Here is a 20138-nt window from a genome sequence, read left to right on the forward strand (position 1 = left end):
TCGATTGCAAGTTTTGGCACGCCCAGAGCGTGCGGCGCAACGGCAGTAGAAATTTTCCTGCGCGCGCCGGCCGGCAGGCGGTTATTGCCCCCGCGCCTGCTGGTCGAACACGCTCAGCACGGCGAGCGTCATGGCCTCGACACCGGTCTTGATGGTCGGCTCCGGCACCGGCGCGAACAAGGGCGAGTGGTTGGTCGGCAATGGTGGGCCGTTGCCTTCGCGGGCCGCGGCGACACGCTCCGGCTCGTAGACACCGATATTGAAGAACATCGAGGGCACCCCGGCGTTGATGAACTCCGAATAGTCCTCGCTCGGCGTGCCCGGCGGTGAAGGCGCGAACTTGTCGCCGAACGCCGCCTTCAGCACCTTTTCCGCCGTGCCGACCACGTTGGGATCATTGATCACGGCCTTGGTCCCTTCGGCGAGGTTTATCTCGGGCTCCGGCGCATTCGACATCGCGGCGACCGCCTTTGCCGTCCGCTCGATGCCCGCCAGCATCTTGGCACGCACCTCAGGCTTGAAAGCCCGGATGGTGCCGAACAGCACCACATCGTCAGGAATGATGTTTCCAGCGGTGCCGCCGTGAATTGAGCCGATGCTGACGACGCCAAATTCGGTCGGGTCCTTTTCGCGGCTGATCACGCTCTGGACATCGACGACAAAGCGCGCGGCCATCATCAGGGGGTCGATGGTCGCCTGTGGCACCGCACCGTGCCCGCCGCGGCCACGAAATTTGATATAGAGGCCATCGGCGCTGGATGAGCCGATCCCGACGCGATAGCGCACCGTTCCATAGGCAAACGGGGCATCGTGCAAGGCGAAGCCGAAACTCGGCTTTGGAAACCGCGTGAACAGACCATCCGCCAGCATCGCCCTGGCACCCGCCACGATTTCTTCGGCCGGCTGGGCAATGAACATCAGCGTGCCGTGCCACTGCTCCTTCAGGCCGATCAGCGTCTTCGCGGTCCCGACCCAGCTCGCCATGTGAATGTCGTGACCGCAACTATGGGCCACGAAGGTCTCGCGTCCCTGCCAGGTCGTCTTGTCGCGGCTGGCATAGGGAAGGCCGGTCTTTTCCTCCATCGGCAGCGCATCGAGCTCGGTGCGCACCATGACGACAGGACCCTCGCCGTTCCTGTAGATCGCGACCAGCCCGGTCTTGCCGACGTGCTCCGTCACCTCGAAGCCCAGCGCCCGCATTTCGGCAGCCAGCTTAGCCGCGGTCTTCTCTTCCTGAAAAGCGATCTCGGGATGGGCGTGAAGATCCTTGTAGAGCGCGTCGAGTTTCGGATAGTCGGTCGCGACGGACCTCTCGATTGTCCCCTTCAGCGCGACGACATCAAGTTCAGCATGCGCGTGGTGCGGCAGTGAGGCGCAGAGTCCGGCTGACGCAAGCAGCGTCAGAACAACCTTGGTCATGGCATCGCTCCAAGTGAAATTCATACTGCATCCCGGGCAACCTTACATCGCCAGGCAAGGCTCGGCTGCATGATCTAAGCAGGCAAGTCGGTGCGAAACAATGACCTATCCAGAGCGTGTCCGGACGATGGCGAATCTCGGGGCTAGCCCGTCGTCAGCATCTGGCTGCGGATCTCCTGTGCGGTGCGGCGCAACGGCAGCAGAAACTTCTTGCGCGCGCCGGCCTCGCTGACCGTGCCGGAGATGGTGTTGACGCTGAGCGCTGCGACCACCGCGCCGGCCGGATCGCGCAACGGCACCGCAATGCCGCAGATCGCCGGGTCGAGCTCGCCGTCGACCCACGCATAACCGTCGCTCTCGACCCGCACTAGCAATTCGCCGAGGCGCTCTGGATCGGTGACCGTGCGCGGCGTGACCTGCTTGAAGCCGCCGGTCGCGAGATATGTTTCACGGGTGCCAGGCGGCAGCGCTGCGAGCATGACGCGGCCGAGCGACACCAGATGCGCGGGCAGCCGGCTGCCGACACCGAGATTGGCCGAGAGGATCCGCCGCGCCGGCAGACGTAGCGCATAGACGATCTCGTCCTCGTCGAGCACCGCCATCGCGCAGGACTCACCGATCTCGTTGCGCAGGTTTTCCAGCGCGCGTTGCGCATGCGCCCAGTAGGGCAGCGCGTTGAGATAGGACAGGCCGAGCCCGAGCGCGCGCGGCCGCAGGCTGAAATAGCGTCCGTCGGAGGCGCAGTATTGCAGCGCCACCAGGGTCGCGAGGATGCGGCGCGCGGTGGCGCGATTGAGGCCCGCAGTGTCGGCCGCCTCCGCCAGCGTGTGCCGTCCCGGCGGCTTGCCCAGCGCCTCGATGATCGAGAAGCCGCGCGCGATCGCGCGCACGAAGCCGTCACTCTCTTTGCTCATCGCGTTTTGCTCATGGCGCCGGTTTGCGGGGGACGCTGGTTCTGCTCACGACATCGCAGGCCGCATGGCTGCCTGCATATGACGCGGCACTGCCCGCTTGTCAGGGGCTCCCGACCGCGCCAGCGTCAATTCATCTTGCGAATGAAATGTTCGCCTGGCGAACTCATAACAGGAGGATGCACGATGGCGCAAGCGGAAAGTTCTGCGGCCACACCGTTCGAAACCGATTTCTGGAAGGACGCGAAGCTGCGCAAGGTGTGGGACGACATCGTCCCCGGCGAGCCGCGCAAGACGCTGCCGTACAAGCTCACGCAAGAAGCGATCGCGCTGTACTGCCGCGCGGTCGGCGAGACCAATCCGCTCTATCTGGACGAAGCGGCCGCGAAGGCCGGACCCTATGGCGGGCTGATCGCGCCGCCCGCGATCCATATCCTCTTGATGTTCGCCTGCACGCCGGCCGACGACTGGATGCGCTCGCCGGGCACCGTCAATGCCGGGCAGTCCTGGAGCTACAACATCCCTGCCCGTCCCGGCGACACCATCACCTTGCAGGCCCGCGCGCTCGACAAGTTCATCAAGCGCGAACGGCTGTTCGTGGTGCACGACAACGTCTTCTTCAACCAGCATGGCGACGTGATCTGCTCGGGTCGCGGCCAGACCATCCGTCCGATGTAAGGAGGATCACGATGACCACAGCGAATTTCGATGCTCTCAAGGCCGGCGACAGCATCGACGGCCCCGCATTCGCCGTCTCCCGCGAATCGATCCGCCTGTTCTGCGATGCCTCGCTCGACTACAACCCGCTGCATCTCGACGACAACTACATGAAGGGCGATTTCGGCAAGACCAATTTCGGCGGCATCATCATGCACGGCATGAACAATTTCGGCCTGATCTCGCGCATGCTGACCGACTGGGCTCTTCCTGCGGGCGCGATCCATCGGAGATTAGAGACGCGCTGGCTGAAGCCGGTGAAGCCCGGGGACACCATCCGCCCCGCCGGCACCATCAAGGCCAAGCAGACCACCGCCAACTCGCGCTGGGTGCTGGTCGACGTCGCCGTGCAGAACCAGCGCGGCGAGACGGTCGCGGCCGGTGAAGCGATGCTGGAGTTTCCGGCAAGCGCGAAGGCGGGCTAGCGGCAATTAGCAGAACGGGCTCCACTTACCTCTCCCCGCCTGCGGGGAGAGGTCGGAACGCATCGTCAGATGCGTTCCGGGTGAGGGGGAGCCTCCGCGAGCTCGCCAGTTACCGTCTACGCGGAGACAGCCCCTCACCCCAGCCCTCTCCCCGTAAGAACGGGGCGAGGGAGTGTAGCGCCGTCGCGGCACCATCCCACTCAACAAATCAAAAGAATTACTTGGAGGTTACGATGCAGGATGCGGCCCATTCGCGGCTCTATGGACGGATCGCCTGGCGCCTGATCCCGTTCCTGCTGGCGTGCTACACGGTTGCGATCATCGATCGCTTCAACATCGGTTTTGCCAAGCTGCAATTCCTGCACGATCTGAACATCGACGACGCCGTGTTCGGGCTTGCCGCCGGCATCTTCTCGGTCGGCTATGTCGCGCTCGAAGTGCCGAGCAATCTGCTGTTGGTCAAGGTCGGCGTCCGCAAGACGCTGCTGCGGATCATGGTGCTGTGGGGCACTGTGACCGTTATTTCGCGTTCTTCTGCTCGCTCAACACCATCCTGTTGTGGACGCCGACGCTGCTCAAGCGTGTTGGTGTGGCGACTACCACCGAGATCGGCTGGCTGAGCGGCGCGATCTCGGTCGCCTCGGCGATCGGCATGGTCGCGATCGGCTACAGTTCCGATCGCACGCGGGAACGGCGCTGGCACGTGGTGTGCTGCGGTCTCGTCGCAGCGGCCTGCTTCATCGCCTTGCAGGCCGCGCAGGGCAGCATCCTCCTGACCGTGACGCTGCTCGCCATCGCCTCGATCGGCATCTTCGCGATTCTCTCGCTGTTCTGGACCATTCCGAACGCGATGCTGGACGGCAGCGCTGCGGCGGGCGGTATCGCGCTGATCAGCGCCATCGGCTCGTTCGGCGGCGCAGTGTGCCCTGCCCTGATCGGATGGATGAATGTCGCAACCGGGAGCATCTACGCACCGCTCGCCCTCGTCGGTGCCGTGCTCGGCGTCGGCATGTTGACGCTGATCGTCTGCGTTCCCCGAGCGAGACATGAGGTCACACTGGCCGAACCGAGCCGTCCCTGATCATCCAGCGCACGTCCGGCATCGACGGGCCGGGCTTGTCTCGACCGGCTGCGTCTGGATAGAACTCGGTTCTGACCTCATCAGAACCGAGTTCTATTTTCTTGTATTGACGCGTTTTCTTCACGCGAACCGGGCTCCACTTCGCTCGAAAACGCTATAGAAGGAAGCCAACAAAAGACGCTTGCCGGGAACGAGGACATGCCGCGAAGGCTCGAGGGTGATTTCGACTACATTATCGTCGGCGCAGGCACGGCCGGCTGCATCATGGCCAACCGTCTGTCGGCCGATCCGAAGAACCGCGTGCTGCTGCTGGAAGCCGGCGGCAAGGACAACTGGATCTGGTTTCACATCCCGGTCGGCTATCTGTTCGCGATCGGCAATCCGCGCTCGGACTGGATGTTCAAGACTGAGGCCGAGCCCGGCTTGAACGGCCGCGCGCTCGCCTATCCGCGCGGCAAGGTGATCGGCGGCTCGTCGGCGATCAACGCCATGATCTCGATGCGCGGCCAGGCTGCGGATTACGATCACTGGCGGCAGCTCGGCCTCACCGGCTGGAGCTACGACGACGTGCTGCCGGCGTTCAAGCGGCTGGAGGATCATTTCCTTGGGCCGAGCGAGCATCACGGTGTCGGCGGCGGCTGGCGCATCGAGGCACCGCGGCTGTCGTGGCAGATCCTCGATGCGGTCGGCGATGCCGCCGAAGAGATGGGCATCAAGCGGATTCCCGATTTCAACACCGGCGACAACGAGGGCACCAGCTACTTCCACGTCAACCAGAAGCGCGGCCGGCGCTGGTCGTCGGCGCGCGGTTTTCTGAAGCCGGTGCTGAACCGCAGCAATCTCAGGCTCGAAACCGACGTGCTGGTCGACCGCCTGATCATCGAGAGCGGCCGCGCCGCCGGCGTGCTGTTCCGCCAGGGTAATGAGGCCGTGGGGGCGCGCGCCAAGGGCGAGGTGATCCTCTGCGCTGGCTCGATCGGAACCACGCAGGTGCTGCACCGCTCCGGCATCGGCCCGTCCGAATGGCTGTCGCCACTCGGCGTCGACATCGTCGCCGACGTGCAGGGCATCGGCCATAATCTGCAGGATCATCTGCAGCAGCGCGCGATCTACAAGGTGTCGGGCGTGCGCACGCTGAACGAGACCTATTACAACCTGGTCCGCCGCGGCCTGATGGGCCTCGACTATGCGTTCCGCCGCCGCGGGCCGCTGACCATGGCACCGTCGCAGCTCGGCATCTTCACGCGCTCGGATGCGACGCGCTCGCGCGCCAACATCCAGTTCCATGTGCAGCCGCTGTCGCTCGACAAGTTCGGCGATCCGCTGCATCGCTTCCCCGCGATCACCGTGAGCGCCTGCAATCTGCAGCCGACCTCGCGCGGCACCGTGCGCATCCGCTCCACCGCACCCGACGACAAGCCGTCGATCGCGCCGAATTACCTCTCGACCGAAGACGACCGCCAGGTCGCAGCGGATGCGATCCGCACCACGCGCAAGCTGATGAAGCAGAAGGCGCTGGAGAAATATCATCCCGAGGAGTTCCTGCCCGGCCCCTCCGTCGGCGACGACGATGCCTCGCTCGCCAAGGCCGCCGGCGACATCGGCACCACGATCTTCCATCCCGTCGGCACCGCCAAGATGGGAACGGCCAACGATCCGATGGCCGTGGTCGACGAGCGCCTGCGCTTCTACGGCCTGCACGGCCTGCGCATCGCGGATGCCTCGGTGATGCCGACCATCACCTCCGGCAACACCAACACGCCGACCGCGATGATCGCCGAGAAGGCCGCGGCGATGATTCTGCAGGATGCGCGATAACAGCCAATGACGCAGCCGCGGCGGATTCTCGTTGGTGATGCCGGCGCGCAGATCGCGGCGGCACGTTGGGGCGAGCCGTCATCCGGCAAACCGCCGGCGCTGCTGCTGCACGGCACCGGCTTTGTCGCCGAGGTCTGGACCGAGGTCGCGGAAGCGCTGGCCGCCGACTACACCGTCTACGCACTCGACCGCCGCGGCCATGGCCTGAGCCACAAGCCGGCGGCCGAGCACTATCAGTTCCAGGATTTCGCCGACGATCTCTGCATGGTGGTCGAACGTCTCGACCTCCGGAACATCTACGGCATCGGTCACAGCGCCGGTGCGACCGATCTGATGCTCGCCACCAAGCTGATGCCGGACCGCTTCGCGCGGCTGTTCGTGACAGAGCCGACCGCGATGGATCCGCGCGCGCCGCGCAGCGGCGGCTTGAGCGACATCGCGAACGGATCGGTGCAGGGCGTGCTGCGCCGCCGGGCCGAATTCGACAATGCCGACGATCTGTTCCGCCGATTGCGTGCTGCGCCGGCGTTCGCGCCGTGGACCGAGCCGTCGCTTTGGGCCTATGTCCATCATGGCTTTGCAACGCTGGACGACGGCCGCATGCAGCTGCTTTGCACGCCCGAGATCGAGTCGGCGCTGCTGGGACCGATCTTCCAGGCGATGGAGCAGATCTACACCGGCGACACCCGTGGCAATCCGTTCCCATGGTTCTCCGAGATCGCCTGCCCGGTCCGTATCGCGACCGCCGAACAGTCATGGCCGATCTACAAGGAGATGGCCGACCGCGCCGCAGCGCTGATCCCGCATGCGAGCCGCTGGACGTTCGCAAACGTCGGTCATTGCGTCGCGCAGGAGGCGCCGGAGTTGATGGTTGCGGCGCTCAGGACATTTGCTGCGCGCGCGGACTAGCGCGCGTTCTGATCATTTGCGCGCCAATCGCAACCGATCATCGCGTCATCGTTGATCGTTGAACGGTTTGGCCAGGTAGACCGGTGCGCGCACTGGCTGGATCGTCAGCCGATAGGCGATCAAGTTGGTGCCGTCGAACGCCTCAAGCAAGTAGTCGCAAACGGGACAGTGATACTCACCCTTGGCGCCAGGTTCAGACCATAGCTCCAACCGCCGGAAGCCCGCGCCACAGCCGCGCACGTTACATCCGCTTTCCGCACGTTCGTCCTCTTGGCAGCACTCTACAGGAAGCAAAAGAATTGGTGAAACCCGGCAAGAAATGCGTCTTTCGCCTGATTGAGGCGAGACCAAATGTCGTGGAACTCTTCAGATCATTCTAGCCAGGTTGATCCGGCAGCAAAGTGCAGATTGTGCCTGCAGGCTTGATGGAACGAGCCAACGCTTCGTTCGAACGCGCGCCCCCGCAGAGTGGCAATTTTGAGCGCGATTGCGTTCCGTTGATCTACGTCAATCTCGCGCACCGAAATTGTCGCAGCTTCGTCGTTCGCAATTTCGTCCGTTAGGGAGGACACGCCATGCTTCGTTGTATCCTCGCCATTCTGGCAGCTGTAGTTCTCGTTGCCGTCTGCCTGCTTCCTGATGACGCTTATGCCCGTCGTGGAGGCGGCGGCGGCGGCTTCCGTGGCGGCGGTGGCGGCGGGTTTCATCGCGGAGGCATGCATGCCGGCGCCGGTAGAATGCACGCTGGTGCGGGAAGGATCCACGGCGGAGGATATCGCACTGCCGGCCGCGCGCGCCCCTCACACCCGATCGCTGGCCGTCCGGGCCGACCGATTGCAGGCCGTCCAGGCTATCCCGGTCGACCGGTTGCAGGTCGTCCTGGCCGACCAGTCGCAGGCTATCCCGGGTATGGTGGAGGCTACTATCGACCTGGCTGGGGTTATGGTGCTGCAGCAGCCGGCGCTGCGGCTGCGGCCGGCGCGTATTACGGCAGCTATGGCTACTACGGGAACCAGAACTGCTACTACAATGAATACAATCAAATGGTTTGCCCGCAGTATTGATAGCAGTTCGATTGAGCCGCGATCGGTTGCTCGTTCGTCGCGCGGCAAGGTCGCGATGATGAGACCTGTGGTGACCTCCTCCGTTTGCGTATCAAGGGAGATGAACCGATGGAGTACAGCGCATTCAGCGATGCGAGCCTGAAGATGATGCACGAGGCGGTTCGCGGCGCGCTCCAGGCCGACGATGAATTTGAGGGTCGCGGAGACGCGCCGGTGTTTCGGGTGCGGACGACAGCCGAATGGAAGCGTCACGCCGGCAATCTCGAGGACGAGATGTCGAGGCGAGGACTTCAGGTCGACGTCATCGACTGGACGAGCAGGCAGGGAGAGTTTGCGCTTTGAAGTCGTCGCATGCGCAGCGGCGACGCGGCTCCGTATAGCGCAAATGCCCTCGCGCCCTTCCCCGCCTGACGCATCTGGAAAGGCTTGATCCAGATCAACGGCTCCCCGATTTCATGGTTTTCAAACCAGGCTGGGTAGGACCACAGGATTTGGAGGAGAGCCATGAAGACGAAACCAGGGACATTCGCGTTGACTGCGACCATCATCGCGTGTGCCACGCTGCTATCCGTCGGTCGATCGGAACAGGGCGGCGTCTTGATTTCCGTCGAGAGCGCGCAAGCGCGGGTCGGCCGCCCCTTGACGCCCGTGAGTGTCGCGGGCGTTGCCCGTCGCCAGACACGCAGAGCCGTGTACGGCACCGCTGCCGTGGGAGCCGCGGCGGCCGCCGGCGCCTATGGCTATTATCACTATCCTTCCAACGGTCAGGGCTTCGTCTGTCAGCCGGGCACGTATTTTCGTGGCGAGGACGGCCGACAGCACCTCTGCCAGTAAGCCAATGCCAACGGGGCAAGACGATAACGTCTTGCTCCCCATTGCCCGAGAGGCATGCGCGACCAGGCAAGCGCGTTGCTGGTCAGACCGGACCGTGCGATCCCGGCGGCACCATATACAGCGTCATGGCGAAAATCACATAGATGAACACCAGCAAGGCGCCGATGAACCATGCCGACCTTCCGCTGTTGGTGACGAAGCAGGACGTCACGGAGGCGATCATGACCATCGTCACGGCCCCCGGCCAGAACTGCAAGTCCATTGGCTTCGGACCGATGACGTAGCTGAGCAGAACCAGTGCCGGCGCGACAAACAAGGCGATCTGCGACGCACTTCCGAGCGCAATGCTGACGCTCATGTCCAACCGGTTCTTGCGCGCCGCGGAGAACGCGACCGCCATTTCCGCCGCAGCGCCGACCAGTGCGACGATGATGAAGCCGACGAACGCCGAGCTCAATCCCAGCGTCTCTCCCGCCTTCTGCACCGAACTCACGAATATCTCGCTTACCAGCGCAACCAGCACCGTAACCACGAGAAGCGTGCTTACGGCCAGTCCGATCGGCCAACCGGCACCGCCTGTCTCGCCATGGTCCCCGCTTTCGAACAACTCCTTGTGTGTCTTGAGCGAGAACAGCAAGCCTAGTCCATAAGCACATATCAGCAGCACCGCGAGGCCGGTACTGAGCGTCTGCGCCATGACCTGGCCTCGCGCCGGGTCGAGGTCGGCAACGGCTGCGGGTGCAAGCAGCGCAATCGTCGCCATCAGCAGCAGCGCGGCGTACATCCTCCCGCCGGCTCTATTGTACTCCTGAACGTGATGGCGGAGGCCGCCGAGCAGGAATGATGCGCCGAGCATGAAGAGTGAGTTGGTGACGATGGCACCGGCGATCGATGCCTTGACCAGCATGTATTCTCCGGCATGAAGCGCGGCGATCGCGATGATCAGCTCCGTCAGATTTCCCAGGGTTGCGTTGAGCAAGCCTCCGACCGCATCGCCGGTTTTCTCGGCGACGCTCTCCGTTGCGTGGCTGAGAAGGGCAGCCAGCGGCACGATGCTCAGGACGGCGAGGACAAACAGTGCTGTGTGGGCGGTTGGGGCCACATGTTCGAGCACCAGCACAATCGGCACAAAAACGAGCATCCAGAGTAATGGATTGTGACGAATTTCCTTGAGCAAAAGTTGCATGGGACCGCCCGGTTGAAGGAAGCCTGACGGCAATTTCTGAACCCCATGGGCCGCTCGAGCTTGATCTAGCTCAACCCGGCGGCACCAAGGTCCCGCGGCATTTTGCGAACGGTCAGAAGCGCGTTCCTATCTCCGGCTCGCTGCGCTTTGACCTGGATCAACCGGCAACGGATGCAGCTGTGTCTTCTTCTCGGGACGTCCACGAAGTGTAGTTCAGGAGGTCGCAATGACGAGGAACGCAGCCGCCGCAGCGATTGCACTTTTGATGACAACCTCGTCTCTTGCCTTCGCAGCAGAGACATCCCCGACTGTCGGCGTCGCGACACCCAGCGCCGCCGACCTGAAGAGCCTGACCGACATGCGCGTCGGCATCGTCAAAGCCGCCTTGCAACTCACCCCCGATCAGGAGAAGTACTGGCCGGCCATCGAGGATGCGATCCGCACCAGAGCGAAGAACCGGCAGGCCCGGTTGGAGCGGATTGCCGAATTGCACGAGAACGACCCGATGGACGGAATGCATGAGGGCAATCCGGTCGAATTCATGCAGCGCAGGGCAGACCGGCTCATTCAACGCGGGACCGACCTCAAGAAGCTCGCAGATGCCTGGGAGCCGCTCTTCAAGACATTGAGCGATGATCAGAAGAGAAGGATGGCTTTCGTGTCGTTCGCCGTCATGCGCAGCGTGCGAAATGCGATCGAGCAGCAGGGCGGCGGTCCGGAAGACGAGGACGAATAGGCATAGACGGTTACTGCCGGCGCATGTGAGATCGCCGTGCTGATTGCCAGAGAATGATCAGACGCTCGACGAGCGCGTGCGTTACGCGTACCCGCCAAAAGAAACCGCCGTCCCCCTGCGGGGACGGCGTAAGCCACTCACGCAGTACTGGAACGCTTATTGGTGGTTGCCGTGGTGCTCGGCGTGATGCCGGCTCGCCTCGGTGTGGTGATGCTGGGCATGGCTGGCGTGACCATGGGCGCTGTGGGCGTGGTGCGCCGCCTTATGGTGATCGCCGGCTTCGTGGTGCTTGGCCGCTTCGCGGTGATGCCGCGCCGCGTGCTCGTGATGCTCAGCTGCCTTGTGATGATGCTCAACGCCTGCGTGGTCGCTCATGATGATCTCCCGGTGTGGCGAATGAAGTCCATCATTCTTACGCAGCAGCGCTGACATTATGCTGACGGCTGCAAGACAGCTTTGTTGCGGCCGTTCATCTATGTTGCAGACGCTTCGGTGCTGCGGCGCGCATGTTCGCACTGCCGGAACAGCGCTGCATTGATCGGCCGCCGGTCATGTCGATGGCGGAAAGCGGTCGAAGGTCGGCAGCTCATGCGTCGCTTCCATCCAGCGCAGCCGCTCCGCGACCTGGATATGCACCACGGCCGGCACCGCGTCGGGATCGTCATAGGTGCCGCTCTGAATGTCGATGAACCCGGGCAACATGTTGCCATTGGTGTAGAAAAGCCCGGTGCCGCAATCCGCGCAGAAGTGCCGCCGGCCATGCTCCGAGGATTGGTAGATGCTGGGCTGTCCCCTGGTCACCTTGACCATGCCTTCTGCGACCATCACCCAGCCGACCATCGGCGCACCGGCGTGGCGCCGGCAATCGGTGCAGTGACACAGCGCATGCACGACCGGTTCCCCGGTCACCTCGTAACGAACCTTGCCGCAGTGACAGCCGCCGGTGACGTCAGCCATGTTTTCCTCCGACCGATCAGTGGTTTGCTTGGTCGATAGCGTTGCGGGCCCCGGCGCTTCAATGCCGCAGCTTGCCGTTGCGTCCACCTGTCGCGCGGCCTCTTATGTCCGCCGACGATGCAGCCGGCTTTCAGGCCTCACAAAATCGTCATCCCGGCCCTCAACCCCCTCCAAAACCCCGGGAATAAAGCCCCGGCCCCGCCGATCAACTCCCCGGAAACCCAATCCCTGGGCCCACGGGAGACTTGCCATGAGCGGACACGGACACGATCACGACCACCACGACGAGGAAAAAGGCGTCAGCCGACGCAAGGTGCTGGAATGCATGACCTGGGCCGGCACCGGCGTGCTGTGGACCGTTACCGGCGGCATACCGCACTCGCTCGGCATCGTCGGCTCGGCCGCGGCGGCGGAAGCGGCGCCCGGCATGACCTTCATGCAGATCAGCGACAGCCATGTCGGCTTCGACAAGCCGGCCAACCCGAATGCCATCGGCACGCTGGAGGAGGCCATCAACAAGGTGCGGGCGATGCAGGTCAAGCCGTCCTTCATGATCCATACCGGCGACATCACGCATCTGTCGAAGGCGTCCGAATTCGACGACGCCGATCGCATCATCTCACAGGCCAAGCTCGACGTGCACTACGTGCCGGGCGAGCACGATTTCATCGACGAGGAGGTTAAGCTCTACAAGGAGCGTTACGGCAAGGGCACCAAGGGTCCGGGCTACTATTCCTTCGACGCCGGCGGCGTGCACTTCGTCGGTCTCGTTAACGTCGTCGACCTCAAGGGCGGCGGCCTCGGCAATCTCGGCAACGAGCAGCTCGAATGGCTGGAGAACGACCTCAAGGGCCGCTCCAAGTCGACGCCGATCGTGCTGTTCGCCCACATCCCGCTGTGGACGGTCTATCCGCAATGGGGCTGGGGCACCGAGGACGGCGCACGCGCGCTGGAATACGTCAAGGGCTTCGGCTCGGTCACCGTGCTCAACGGCCACATCCACCAGGTGATGCAGAAGGTCGAGGGCAACGTCACCTTCCACACCGCGCGTTCGACTGCGTTCCCGCAGCCGGCGCCGGGTGCCGCCCCCTCGCCCGGTCCGATGAAGGTCGAGGATGCCAAGCTGCGCAGCATGCTCGGCGTCGCCAGCATCAACTTCAAGCAGAACAGCCAGCCGCTGGCCATCATCGACACGCCGCTGCAAGGCTAACGGACAGGGCTGAGGAAGAGACCGATGAGTACGATCAATCGACGCGACTTCGGTATTGCCGTGGTCGCGACCATGTTGCTGCCGGTCACGGCGGCCCGCGCCGAAGATATCGCGGTCCATATCGACAACTTTTCGTTCGCGCCGAACCCGCTCGACGTGAAGGTGGGCACCACCGTGACCTGGACCAACCGCGACGACATCCCGCACACCGTGGTGTGCGCGGGCAAGTTCCGCTCCAAGACCATGGATACCGACGGCACCTTCTCGTTCACCTTCACGGAGCCCGGCGAGTACAAGTATTTCTGCTCGCTGCATCCGCACATGACAGGCAGTATCAAGGTTGGGTAACGTGACCACCCATACAATCACAACCATGCCCGGTCGGTGGCCCACAGCCCCCGCCCGGGCACAAGCCGTCTCTCGACATGCCGGGCAGAACAAGATGGTTGTCAACGCGTCGCAAGACGATCCCGAGAAGGCGCGGCGCTTCCGCGACGCCGCGCTGCCCTACCTCGACGACGCCTACACCCTGGCGCGCTATCTGCTGCGCGATGCCGCCGACGCCGAGGATGCGGTGCAGGAATGCTATCTGCGCGCCTACAAGCATTTCGACAGCTACCGCGGACCCGCGATGAAGCCCTGGCTGTTCGCGATCCTGCGCAATGTCTGCCGCGCCGAATATGCCCGGCGCAAGACCGCCCCCACCGCGGTCGAGGAGCTGCCCGAGGGCGGCGATCAGACCCCGATGTGGAATGAAGCCCCGGAGACCCCAGAAAAGCAGATGCTGCGCCGCTTCGACGGCGACACCGTGCGCAAGCTGGTCGCGGCGCTCGCCGAGCCGTTCCGCGAGACCTTCGTGCTCAGAGAAATCCAGAATCTATCATACCGCGAGATCGCCGATGTCGCTGCCGTGCCGGTCGGCACCGTGATGTCCCGCCTCGCGCGCGCCCGCGCCATGCTGCGATCGGCCTGGCTTGCGGAACAGGAGCAAGTGAAATGACCTGCGAGGAAGCCGAAGTGCTGATCCACGCGCTGATCGACGGCGAACTCGATGCCGGCCATGCGCGCGAAGTGGAAGCCCATGTCGAGGGTTGCGCGCATTGTGCCGCTCTCATGAAGGAGTATCAGGAGATCCGCCAGGCGATCGCCGAGAGCGACGTGCGCTACAAGGCGCCGCTCGAGCTGCGCCGCAAGATCGAGAAGGCGTTGCCGCAGCCCCAAGCTGCGCCAACCCGGCGCTCGGTGCTGCGCGGCTTTGCGATGGGCTCGGCGGTATCGGCGATAGCCGCGACGGGGCTGGTCGCGATCGTGCTGCGCAACGATGACGAGCAGCGCATCGAGAACGAGGTGGTGTCGGCGCATCTGCGCTCGCTGCAGGCCGGCCACCTGATCGATGTGGTCTCGACCGATCAGCATACGGTCAAGCCGTGGTTCAACGGCAAGCTCGACGTCTCGCCGCCGGTGATCGACCTCACCGCGCAGGGCTTTACCCTGATCGGCGGCCGGCTCGACTACGTCAACGCCCGCGAGATCGGCGCCGTGGTCTACAAGCGGCGTCAGCACGTGATCAATCTGTTCGTGGCGCAGACCGCGAGCACTGAACGGAAGACGGCGCAGACCTCGACCTTGCAGGGCTTCAACATCCGCCGCTGGAGCGACCGCGGCCTGAACTACTGGGCGGTCAGCGATCTCGGCGCCGACGAGCTCTCCGAGTTCGGCGACAAGTTCGAGAGCGCTATGCGCGCGAACAAGGAGGGGTGAAATCGCGTAGCCCGGATGGAGCGAAGCGTAATCCGGGAACGGTCTCGCGAGTGTCAAGAACCCCGGATTTCGCTTCGCTGCATCCGGGCTACGGGGTCGTGTTTACGCCGACTTGCGCACTGCGTTGTCGACCAGCGTCTTGCCGAGCGACCAGATCGCGCCGGGGACCTTGTGGCTGCCGGCGATCACGTCGTCGAACGACTTTTCGATCCAGCTGCAGTCCTCTTCGGTGATCATGAGCGGCGGCAGCAGCTTGATGGTGTGGAGGCCGTGTCCGGCGACCTGGGTCAGGATCTTGTGATCCTTGAACAGCGGCACCGTGATGAGCTGGCAGAACAGGCCCTTGTTGGCGGTCTCCAGCAGATTCCACGACGCCTTCAGCCGCAGCGATTTCGGCGGACCGAACTCGACGCCGATCATCAGGCCCTTGCCGCGGACTTCCTTCATCAGTTCATAGCCCGGCACCATGCGCGTCAGCGCCAGGCGGAGCTCGGCGCCGCGTTTGGCGGCGTTCTCGACGAGCTTCTCGGCCTTGATGACGTCGAGCGTGGCGATGCCGGCGGCCATCGCCAGATCGTTCTTGGCGAAGGTCGAGCCATGCACGACCGCACGGTCCATCTGGTTGAAGATCTTGTCGAAGATGTGCTTGCGCGTCAGCAGCGCGCCGATCGGCACGTGACCGCCGGAGAGCGCCTTTGCGAGCAGCACCATGTCGGGCTCGATGCCCCAGTGCTCGATCGCGAGGAATTTTCCGGTGCGGCCGATCCCGGTCTGGATCTCGTCGGCGATGAACAGCGTGCCGTATTTGCGGCACAGCGCCAGCGCGCCGGGCAGGAACTCGTCGGTGGGCATGTTGACGCCCTTGCCCTGGATCGGCTCGACGATGAATGCGCCGACCTGCCGCGACGACAGCGCTTTCTCCAGCGCGTCGAGATCGTTGTAGGGTATCGGGGTGCAGCCCGGCAGCAGCGGCTCGAAGCCGCTACGGAAATTCGAATCGTCCGTCAGCGACAACGCGCCGTAGGACAGGCCGTGGAACGAATGCCCGCAATAGACGATGCCGGGACGACCGGTCGCGCCGCGCGCGAACTTGATCGCGGCCTCGACGGTTTCGGCGCCGGAATTGGCGAAAAATACCTTGTCCAGATATGGGACATATTCCAGAAGCCGTTCCGCGAGCACGCCGGCGAGGGTCGAGACATCGAGCTGCACCAGATTGGGCAGATCAGCGTCGAGCACGCTCTTCAGCGCCTTGCGCAGGTCCGGATGATTGCGGCCAATCGCAAAAACGCCAAATCCGCTCAATAGATCAAGGTAACGAGCCCCCTGACGATCGAAGAGGTATTGGCCTTGCCCCTTCTGGAAGCCGACGTCATAGCCGATGGTCTTGAGGACGCGAACGAGCTGCTCGTTGAGGTGACGCGTGTGCATGGCACCGCGCTGCCCCTCGCGCTCCACAAATATCTCGGAAACGTCTAAATTGGAACTTACCATTCGTTACATACGTCGGTTGATGGCCATCTCGTCAACTTAAAACGCTCGCTAGCGGCGTTTTGACCCCCGCTCGGATCGTCGAGTTAAGCACAGGTTTGGACCATGTTGCACTGCCCAAGAACTTTCGCACGCACAATAGCCTTCTCAGGTTTATTTTTGGCCACCGTATTATCACCGGCTCTTGCAGCGGACCCGACCGGCGACTGGAAGGTCGCAGACGGTGTCGCCACCATCCGCGTCGCCCAGTGTAATGGCAACATGTGGGGTGCGGTGTCCTGGGAAAAAACCCCCGGCGGCAAGGATAAGAACAATCCTGATCCTGCGAAGCAGAGCAGGCCGACGCTCGGCATGCCGATCCTAATCGACATGAAGAAGAAGGCCGGTGCCGATGCCTGGGAAGGCCAAGTCTACAACGCGAAGGACGGCCAGCTCTACAGCTCGACCATCAAGCCTGTCGGCACCGATCAGCTCGAGATCCAGGGCTGCGTGCTCGGCTTCCTGTGCGGCGGCGAAACCTGGACCCGCGTTGGTCCGCCGATTCCGATGAGCACGGCCGGTAACCCGGCTGTCGCAGGCAGCTCGGCAGCGAAGGGCACCGTTCCCAAATCGACGGCGCCGCAGAAGACCACCGGCGCTGTGGCACCTGCCACCAAGCCGGGCCAAAAGCAGGCAACCAATGCCCCTGCCAACGCCAATGCGTCGGCTGACACCGTAGGCGATATCTGCCTGCTCCCGGACATCGCGCGACCGACGCATTAAAGCGCGGGCCGGCGGGGCAACACCGCAGTCGCGGCTCGGCGGCACCTGCCGCCAAGCCGGATCGGAATCGGATCGCCGACGCGTCAGGTGACGTCGTTGGCGATATCTTCCTCCTTGAGAGCCTCGCGCGGCTTGCCCATCAGTGCCGGCTGGAACAGCAACACCGCCGCAAGCGTGGTGACGAGCGACAGCGCAAGCAGCTTGCCCATGCTCGCGGTGCCGGGATGGCTGGACAGCCACAGGCTGCCGAATGCGGTCGCCGTGGTCAGCGCGCTGAAAAAGATCGCCCGCGTCAGGCTTGATTGCAGCAGGTTCGTCCTGCCCTGCCGCCATGCCGTGACATAGTAGATCTTGAACGCCACGCCGACGCCGAGCAGCAGCGGCAGCGCGACGATGTTGGCGAAGTTGAGCGGCAGCCCGATCAACACGCAGATCTCCAGCGTGACGATTCCGGCGACCAGCAGCGGCACCAGCGTCATCAGCACGTCGACGACGCGGCGCAGCGTCAGCCACAGCAGCAGGCCGATCGTCACCAGCGCCAGGATGCCGGCGTGGATGAACGCATTCACGATGACATCGCCCGACTTCAGGATCGAGACCGGCCCACCGATCGCGGTCGGCTCGGCGGCGAGCACGGCGTCGGCAAAGTGGCGCAGATTGTCGTTATCGTTCGGATCGCCCTTCGGCTCGACCTCGACACGCATCAGGCCGTCCTTGGTCTTCCAGCTCGCGACCAGTTCCGGCGGCAGGTTCTGCAGCGTGACGGTCTGGGCCTGCAGCGTGTTGCGGAGCTGATCGAACACGATCCTCATCGGCGCGACGAAGACGTCCTGTGCCTTGTCGCGGATGGCCTGGTTCGAATCGGCCAGCTTCTGCAGAGCGTCGGCGAGCCGGCGCGCGGCAACCGCGCCCGCCCCCTTGGCGTCGCCCGCGGTCCTGCGCAGGCCGTCGACCGAGCTCTTCAGCGACTCGACATTCTCCTGATCCGACGGCGCCGGATCGACCGAGTCAGGGTTGAGCGCGGGGCCGAGCGTCTTGGCGGCCTGCGCGATCAGCTTCAGCTTGGCCGGCTGGTCGTCCGGCACGAAGCTGTCGAGCGACATCACCCGCGACACTTCCGGCAGCTTCTCGAGCTTGGCCTCGATCTTCTTGGCGTCGGCCTCCGAGCGCGTCATCACATTGATGGCGTTGGCGCCGGTGTTCGGATCCTTCCGCAGGTCGAGGAAGGTCGCGATCGATTCCGCGTGCTTGTTGCGCAGATTGATCGGGTTGAAGTCGAACTTCATGTAGTGCAGCAGCGGTAGGCCCGCGACCGTGACCAGGATCGTGCCGACGATGATCGGGACGCGATGCTTTTCGAGGAAGTGATCGAGCGGCGCCAGGAAGGCGTAGCCGACCGGCTCCTTCTCGCCGGGCGGATTGAGCAGGTCGAGCAGCGCCGGCAGCACCGTGATGCTGGTGATGAAGGCCACCAGCATGCCGGCGCCGGCGATCTTGCCGAGTTCGGAGATGCCCTTGTAGTCGGTCGGCAGGAAGCACAGGAAGCCGGCGGCGGTCGCCATCGCCGCGAGCGACAGCGGCACCGCCGAGCGGCGCGCGGCGTTTTCCAGCGCCAGCGTCAGATTGTCGTTCTTGTAGCGCTCGGAGCGGTAGCGGACGCTGAACTGGATGCCGAAGTCGACGCCGAGACCAACGAACAGCACCGCGAAGGCGATCGAAAGCAGGTTCAGCGATCCGACCATCATCAGACCGACCGCCGTGGTGAGGGCAAGACCGATGAACAGGTTCACGAACACCGCGAAGATGATCTTGCCGGAGTGCAGCGCCAGCCAGAGGATGATCAGCACGATCACCACGGTGCCGATGCCGTTGCGGATCGCGCCGTCCTGCACGGTGGCGTATTCCTCGTTGGCGATCGGCACGGGTCCGGTCAAGCGGACGCGCGCGTGATACTCGGTCGGGAATTTCAGGTCGGCCGCCGCCTGCCGGATCGCATCGGTTGCGTCCTTGCCCGGCTCCAGCGCCGAATAGTCGATGATCGGCTTGATCTCGATGAAGGCGCGCTTGTCCGAATCGGTCAGCGGCTTGTCGCTGGTGAGTTCACGCCAGGAGAAGGTCGCGTTGCCCTTGGCGAGGACGGTCTCGACGGTCTCGGAGATCAGGTTGAAGGGCGGCGCGGCGTTGTCGAGCTTGACCTGTCCGCGCTTGACGCCGGCAAGGCCGGTCTCGAGCGCACCGGTCAGTCCGCGAATCGAGGGATCGCCGGCCATGATCTCGATCAGCGGCGCGGCCGATTCGAGCTGGCCGGTGACCTTGCCGACCTCTTCGGTCGGCAGGAACAAGAGGCCGTTCTTCTCGAAGAATTCGCCTGACCCGAGCGCGCTGATCGCCTCGAAGTTCTTCTTGTCGGCTTGCAGCTTCGCGGTGAGCGCCTTCGCGGCCGAGCTGGTCAGCTCCGGCGTCGCTCCTTCGACGACGGCAAGGATCAGCCGCTCGCGGTCAAAGGCTTCCTCGAACTGGTTGTCGCGCTTGCGCCAATCCAGATCCGGCGAGATCAGCTTGTTGATGTCGGTGTTGATCGAAAAATTGCGGGCCGTATAGAAGCCGGCGCCGATCGACAGCAGCACAGAGAGAATGACAACCGGAAGGGCAAAGCGCGTACAGGTCCTAACAACGGAGACGACAATATTTGTCAGCACTTCGTTTCTTTCTAATCTCGGGGAAGCATGGCCGAAAACGCTCGCTCTGTAGCGGAGTTCCCGGGACCGATCTAATGTTGTTTTGGTTATCTTCCTCGACGGGATGGCGAGGAGGTTCCAAACGACAGGAAACGGCCACGAGTGGCCGGTATAAACCG

General features: G+C 63.7%; 23 protein-coding genes. 15 read left to right on the forward strand and 8 right to left on the reverse strand.

What is annotated here, in order from left to right; genetic code table 11:
* Nucleotides 1-81 precede the first annotated feature (81 nt).
* A complete protein-coding gene (locus H8A95_RS07710; protein WP_229182630.1) occupies nt 82-1419 on the reverse strand; it encodes an amidohydrolase in 1338 nt (445 codons plus the stop codon).
* A gap of 143 nt (nt 1420-1562) precedes the next feature.
* Nucleotides 1563-2333 carry an IclR family transcriptional regulator domain-containing protein gene (locus tag H8A95_RS07715; protein WP_229182631.1) on the reverse strand — a complete coding sequence of 257 codons (771 nt, stop codon included), beginning with the start codon at nt 2331-2333 and terminating at the stop codon, nt 1563-1565.
* A 183-nt stretch (nt 2334-2516) separates the two neighbouring features.
* Here H8A95_RS07715 and H8A95_RS07720 point away from each other — a divergent pair, with 183 nt between their 5' ends.
* From H8A95_RS07720 to H8A95_RS07745, 6 genes are all read left to right on the forward strand, one after another.
* Nucleotides 2517-3008, forward strand: a complete 492-nt coding sequence (locus H8A95_RS07720; RefSeq protein ID WP_028331684.1) for a MaoC family dehydratase — start codon at nt 2517-2519, stop codon at nt 3006-3008.
* An 11-nt stretch (nt 3009-3019) separates the two neighbouring features.
* Nucleotides 3020-3472, forward strand: a complete 453-nt coding sequence (locus H8A95_RS07725; RefSeq protein ID WP_229182632.1) for a MaoC family dehydratase — start codon at nt 3020-3022, stop codon at nt 3470-3472.
* Nucleotides 3473-3705: 233 nt separating this feature from the next.
* On the forward strand, nt 3706-4092 hold the full coding sequence (locus H8A95_RS07730) for an MFS transporter (protein WP_229182633.1): 387 nt from the start codon (nt 3706-3708) through the stop codon (nt 4090-4092).
* On the forward strand, nt 3975-4553 hold the full coding sequence (locus tag H8A95_RS07735; RefSeq protein WP_229182634.1) for an MFS transporter: 579 nt from the start codon (nt 3975-3977) through the stop codon (nt 4551-4553). Before H8A95_RS07730 ends, H8A95_RS07735 begins: the two co-directional genes overlap by 118 nt.
* A 198-nt stretch (nt 4554-4751) precedes the next feature.
* On the forward strand, nt 4752-6371 hold the full coding sequence (locus H8A95_RS07740; protein ID WP_229182635.1) for a GMC family oxidoreductase: 1620 nt from the start codon (nt 4752-4754) through the stop codon (nt 6369-6371).
* Nucleotides 6372-6377: 6 nt separating this feature from the next.
* On the forward strand, nt 6378-7280 hold the full coding sequence (locus H8A95_RS07745) for an alpha/beta fold hydrolase (RefSeq protein WP_229182636.1): 903 nt from the start codon (nt 6378-6380) through the stop codon (nt 7278-7280).
* 45 nt (nt 7281-7325) lie between these two features.
* Here H8A95_RS07745 and H8A95_RS07750 read toward each other — a convergent pair whose 3' ends face one another.
* Together H8A95_RS07750 and H8A95_RS07755 are read right to left on the reverse strand one after the other, a co-directional pair.
* Nucleotides 7326-7520, reverse strand: a complete 195-nt coding sequence (locus H8A95_RS07750; RefSeq protein ID WP_229182637.1) for a hypothetical protein — start codon at nt 7518-7520, stop codon at nt 7326-7328.
* 131 nt (nt 7521-7651) lie between these two features.
* Entirely contained in the window at nt 7652-8044 is a 393-nt protein-coding gene (locus H8A95_RS07755) for a hypothetical protein (RefSeq protein WP_229182638.1), read from the reverse strand.
* A gap of 408 nt (nt 8045-8452) precedes the next feature.
* Here H8A95_RS07755 and H8A95_RS07760 point away from each other — a divergent pair, with 408 nt between their 5' ends.
* Together H8A95_RS07760 and H8A95_RS07765 are read left to right on the forward strand one after the other, a co-directional pair.
* Entirely contained in the window at nt 8453-8686 is a 234-nt protein-coding gene (locus H8A95_RS07760) for a hypothetical protein (protein WP_229182639.1), read from the forward strand.
* Nucleotides 8687-8848: 162 nt separating this feature from the next.
* Nucleotides 8849-9178, forward strand: coding sequence for a hypothetical protein (locus H8A95_RS07765; protein WP_229182640.1), 330 nt, complete (start codon nt 8849-8851; stop codon nt 9176-9178).
* A gap of 82 nt (nt 9179-9260) precedes the next feature.
* On the opposite strand, the gene cax is transcribed toward H8A95_RS07765, so the two are convergent.
* On the reverse strand, nt 9261-10364 hold the full coding sequence (gene cax, locus H8A95_RS07770) for a calcium/proton exchanger (RefSeq protein WP_229182668.1): 1104 nt from the start codon (nt 10362-10364) through the stop codon (nt 9261-9263).
* 358 nt (nt 10365-10722) lie between these two features.
* On the opposite strand from cax, the gene H8A95_RS07775 reads away from it, so the two are divergent.
* Both H8A95_RS07775 and H8A95_RS07780 read left to right on the forward strand, forming a co-directional pair.
* Entirely contained in the window at nt 10723-11100 is a 378-nt protein-coding gene (locus H8A95_RS07775) for a Spy/CpxP family protein refolding chaperone (protein ID WP_229182641.1), read from the forward strand.
* A 159-nt stretch (nt 11101-11259) separates the two neighbouring features.
* Entirely contained in the window at nt 11260-11529 is a 270-nt protein-coding gene (locus tag H8A95_RS07780) for a hypothetical protein (protein WP_229182642.1), read from the forward strand.
* 120 nt (nt 11530-11649) lie between these two features.
* Here H8A95_RS07780 and H8A95_RS07785 read toward each other — a convergent pair whose 3' ends face one another.
* Entirely contained in the window at nt 11650-12057 is a 408-nt protein-coding gene (locus H8A95_RS07785; protein WP_229182643.1) for a GFA family protein, read from the reverse strand.
* A gap of 250 nt (nt 12058-12307) precedes the next feature.
* On the opposite strand from H8A95_RS07785, the gene H8A95_RS07790 reads away from it, so the two are divergent.
* The 4 genes from H8A95_RS07790 to H8A95_RS07805 all read left to right on the forward strand — a co-directional run bounded on the left by H8A95_RS07790 (nt 12308) and on the right by H8A95_RS07805 (nt 15028).
* Complete coding sequence (locus H8A95_RS07790) at nt 12308-13267, forward strand: metallophosphoesterase family protein (protein ID WP_163163131.1); 960 nt, start codon at nt 12308-12310, stop codon at nt 13265-13267.
* Nucleotides 13268-13291: 24 nt separating this feature from the next.
* The gene (locus H8A95_RS07795) at nt 13292-13615 is read left to right on the forward strand and encodes a cupredoxin domain-containing protein (RefSeq protein WP_229182644.1); all 324 of its coding nucleotides are present in this window, start codon (nt 13292-13294) and stop codon (nt 13613-13615) included.
* A 94-nt stretch (nt 13616-13709) separates the two neighbouring features.
* Nucleotides 13710-14267 carry a sigma-70 family RNA polymerase sigma factor gene (locus tag H8A95_RS07800; RefSeq protein WP_229182645.1) on the forward strand — a complete coding sequence of 186 codons (558 nt, stop codon included), beginning with the start codon at nt 13710-13712 and terminating at the stop codon, nt 14265-14267.
* Nucleotides 14264-15028, forward strand: a complete 765-nt coding sequence (locus tag H8A95_RS07805) for an anti-sigma factor family protein (RefSeq protein WP_229182646.1) — start codon at nt 14264-14266, stop codon at nt 15026-15028. Before H8A95_RS07800 ends, H8A95_RS07805 begins: the two co-directional genes overlap by 4 nt.
* 102 nt (nt 15029-15130) lie before the next feature.
* On the opposite strand, the gene hpnO is transcribed toward H8A95_RS07805, so the two are convergent.
* The gene (gene hpnO / locus H8A95_RS07810) at nt 15131-16522 is read right to left on the reverse strand and encodes an aminobacteriohopanetriol synthase HpnO (RefSeq protein WP_229182647.1); all 1392 of its coding nucleotides are present in this window, start codon (nt 16520-16522) and stop codon (nt 15131-15133) included.
* A 102-nt stretch (nt 16523-16624) separates the two neighbouring features.
* On the opposite strand from hpnO, the gene H8A95_RS07815 reads away from it, so the two are divergent.
* The gene (locus H8A95_RS07815; protein WP_229182648.1) at nt 16625-17281 is read left to right on the forward strand and encodes a DUF2147 domain-containing protein; all 657 of its coding nucleotides are present in this window, start codon (nt 16625-16627) and stop codon (nt 17279-17281) included.
* An 83-nt stretch (nt 17282-17364) separates the two neighbouring features.
* On the opposite strand, the gene hpnN is transcribed toward H8A95_RS07815, so the two are convergent.
* Nucleotides 17365-19980, reverse strand: a complete 2616-nt coding sequence (gene hpnN, locus H8A95_RS07820) for a hopanoid transporter HpnN (protein ID WP_229182649.1) — start codon at nt 19978-19980, stop codon at nt 17365-17367.
* Nucleotides 19981-20138 lie beyond the last annotated feature (158 nt).

The organism is Bradyrhizobium oropedii, from assembly GCF_020889685.1.
Lineage (GTDB): Bacteria > Pseudomonadota > Alphaproteobacteria > Rhizobiales > Xanthobacteraceae > Bradyrhizobium > Bradyrhizobium oropedii.

Excerpts from the sequence above, each read along its gene's own strand:
- H8A95_RS07715 (WP_229182631.1), bottom strand. The coding sequence starts at position 2,333 with ATGAGCAAAGAGAGTGACGGCTTCGTGCGCGCGATCGCGCGCGGCTTC.
- H8A95_RS07710 (WP_229182630.1), bottom strand. The coding sequence starts at position 1,419 with ATGACCAAGGTTGTTCTGACGCTGCTTGCGTCAGCCGGACTCTGCGCC.
- hpnO (WP_229182647.1), bottom strand. The coding sequence starts at position 16,522 with ATGGTAAGTTCCAATTTAGACGTTTCCGAGATATTTGTGGAGCGCGAG.
- H8A95_RS07745 (WP_229182636.1), top strand. The coding sequence starts at position 6,378 with ATGACGCAGCCGCGGCGGATTCTCGTTGGTGATGCCGGCGCGCAGATC.
- H8A95_RS07740 (WP_229182635.1), top strand. The coding sequence starts at position 4,752 with ATGCCGCGAAGGCTCGAGGGTGATTTCGACTACATTATCGTCGGCGCA.
- H8A95_RS07800 (WP_229182645.1), top strand. The coding sequence starts at position 13,710 with ATGGTTGTCAACGCGTCGCAAGACGATCCCGAGAAGGCGCGGCGCTTC.
- H8A95_RS07765 (WP_229182640.1), top strand. The coding sequence starts at position 8,849 with ATGAAGACGAAACCAGGGACATTCGCGTTGACTGCGACCATCATCGCG.
- H8A95_RS07805 (WP_229182646.1), top strand. The coding sequence starts at position 14,264 with ATGACCTGCGAGGAAGCCGAAGTGCTGATCCACGCGCTGATCGACGGC.
- H8A95_RS07760 (WP_229182639.1), top strand. The coding sequence starts at position 8,453 with ATGGAGTACAGCGCATTCAGCGATGCGAGCCTGAAGATGATGCACGAG.
- H8A95_RS07795 (WP_229182644.1), top strand. The coding sequence starts at position 13,292 with ATGAGTACGATCAATCGACGCGACTTCGGTATTGCCGTGGTCGCGACC.
- H8A95_RS07730 (WP_229182633.1), top strand. The coding sequence starts at position 3,706 with ATGCAGGATGCGGCCCATTCGCGGCTCTATGGACGGATCGCCTGGCGC.
- H8A95_RS07785 (WP_229182643.1), bottom strand. The coding sequence starts at position 12,057 with ATGGCTGACGTCACCGGCGGCTGTCACTGCGGCAAGGTTCGTTACGAG.
- H8A95_RS07725 (WP_229182632.1), top strand. The coding sequence starts at position 3,020 with ATGACCACAGCGAATTTCGATGCTCTCAAGGCCGGCGACAGCATCGAC.
- H8A95_RS07775 (WP_229182641.1), top strand. The coding sequence starts at position 10,723 with ATGCGCGTCGGCATCGTCAAAGCCGCCTTGCAACTCACCCCCGATCAG.
- H8A95_RS07790 (WP_163163131.1), top strand. The coding sequence starts at position 12,308 with ATGAGCGGACACGGACACGATCACGACCACCACGACGAGGAAAAAGGC.
- H8A95_RS07720 (WP_028331684.1), top strand. The coding sequence starts at position 2,517 with ATGGCGCAAGCGGAAAGTTCTGCGGCCACACCGTTCGAAACCGATTTC.
- H8A95_RS07815 (WP_229182648.1), top strand. The coding sequence starts at position 16,625 with ATGTTGCACTGCCCAAGAACTTTCGCACGCACAATAGCCTTCTCAGGT.
- cax (WP_229182668.1), bottom strand. The coding sequence starts at position 10,364 with ATGCAACTTTTGCTCAAGGAAATTCGTCACAATCCATTACTCTGGATG.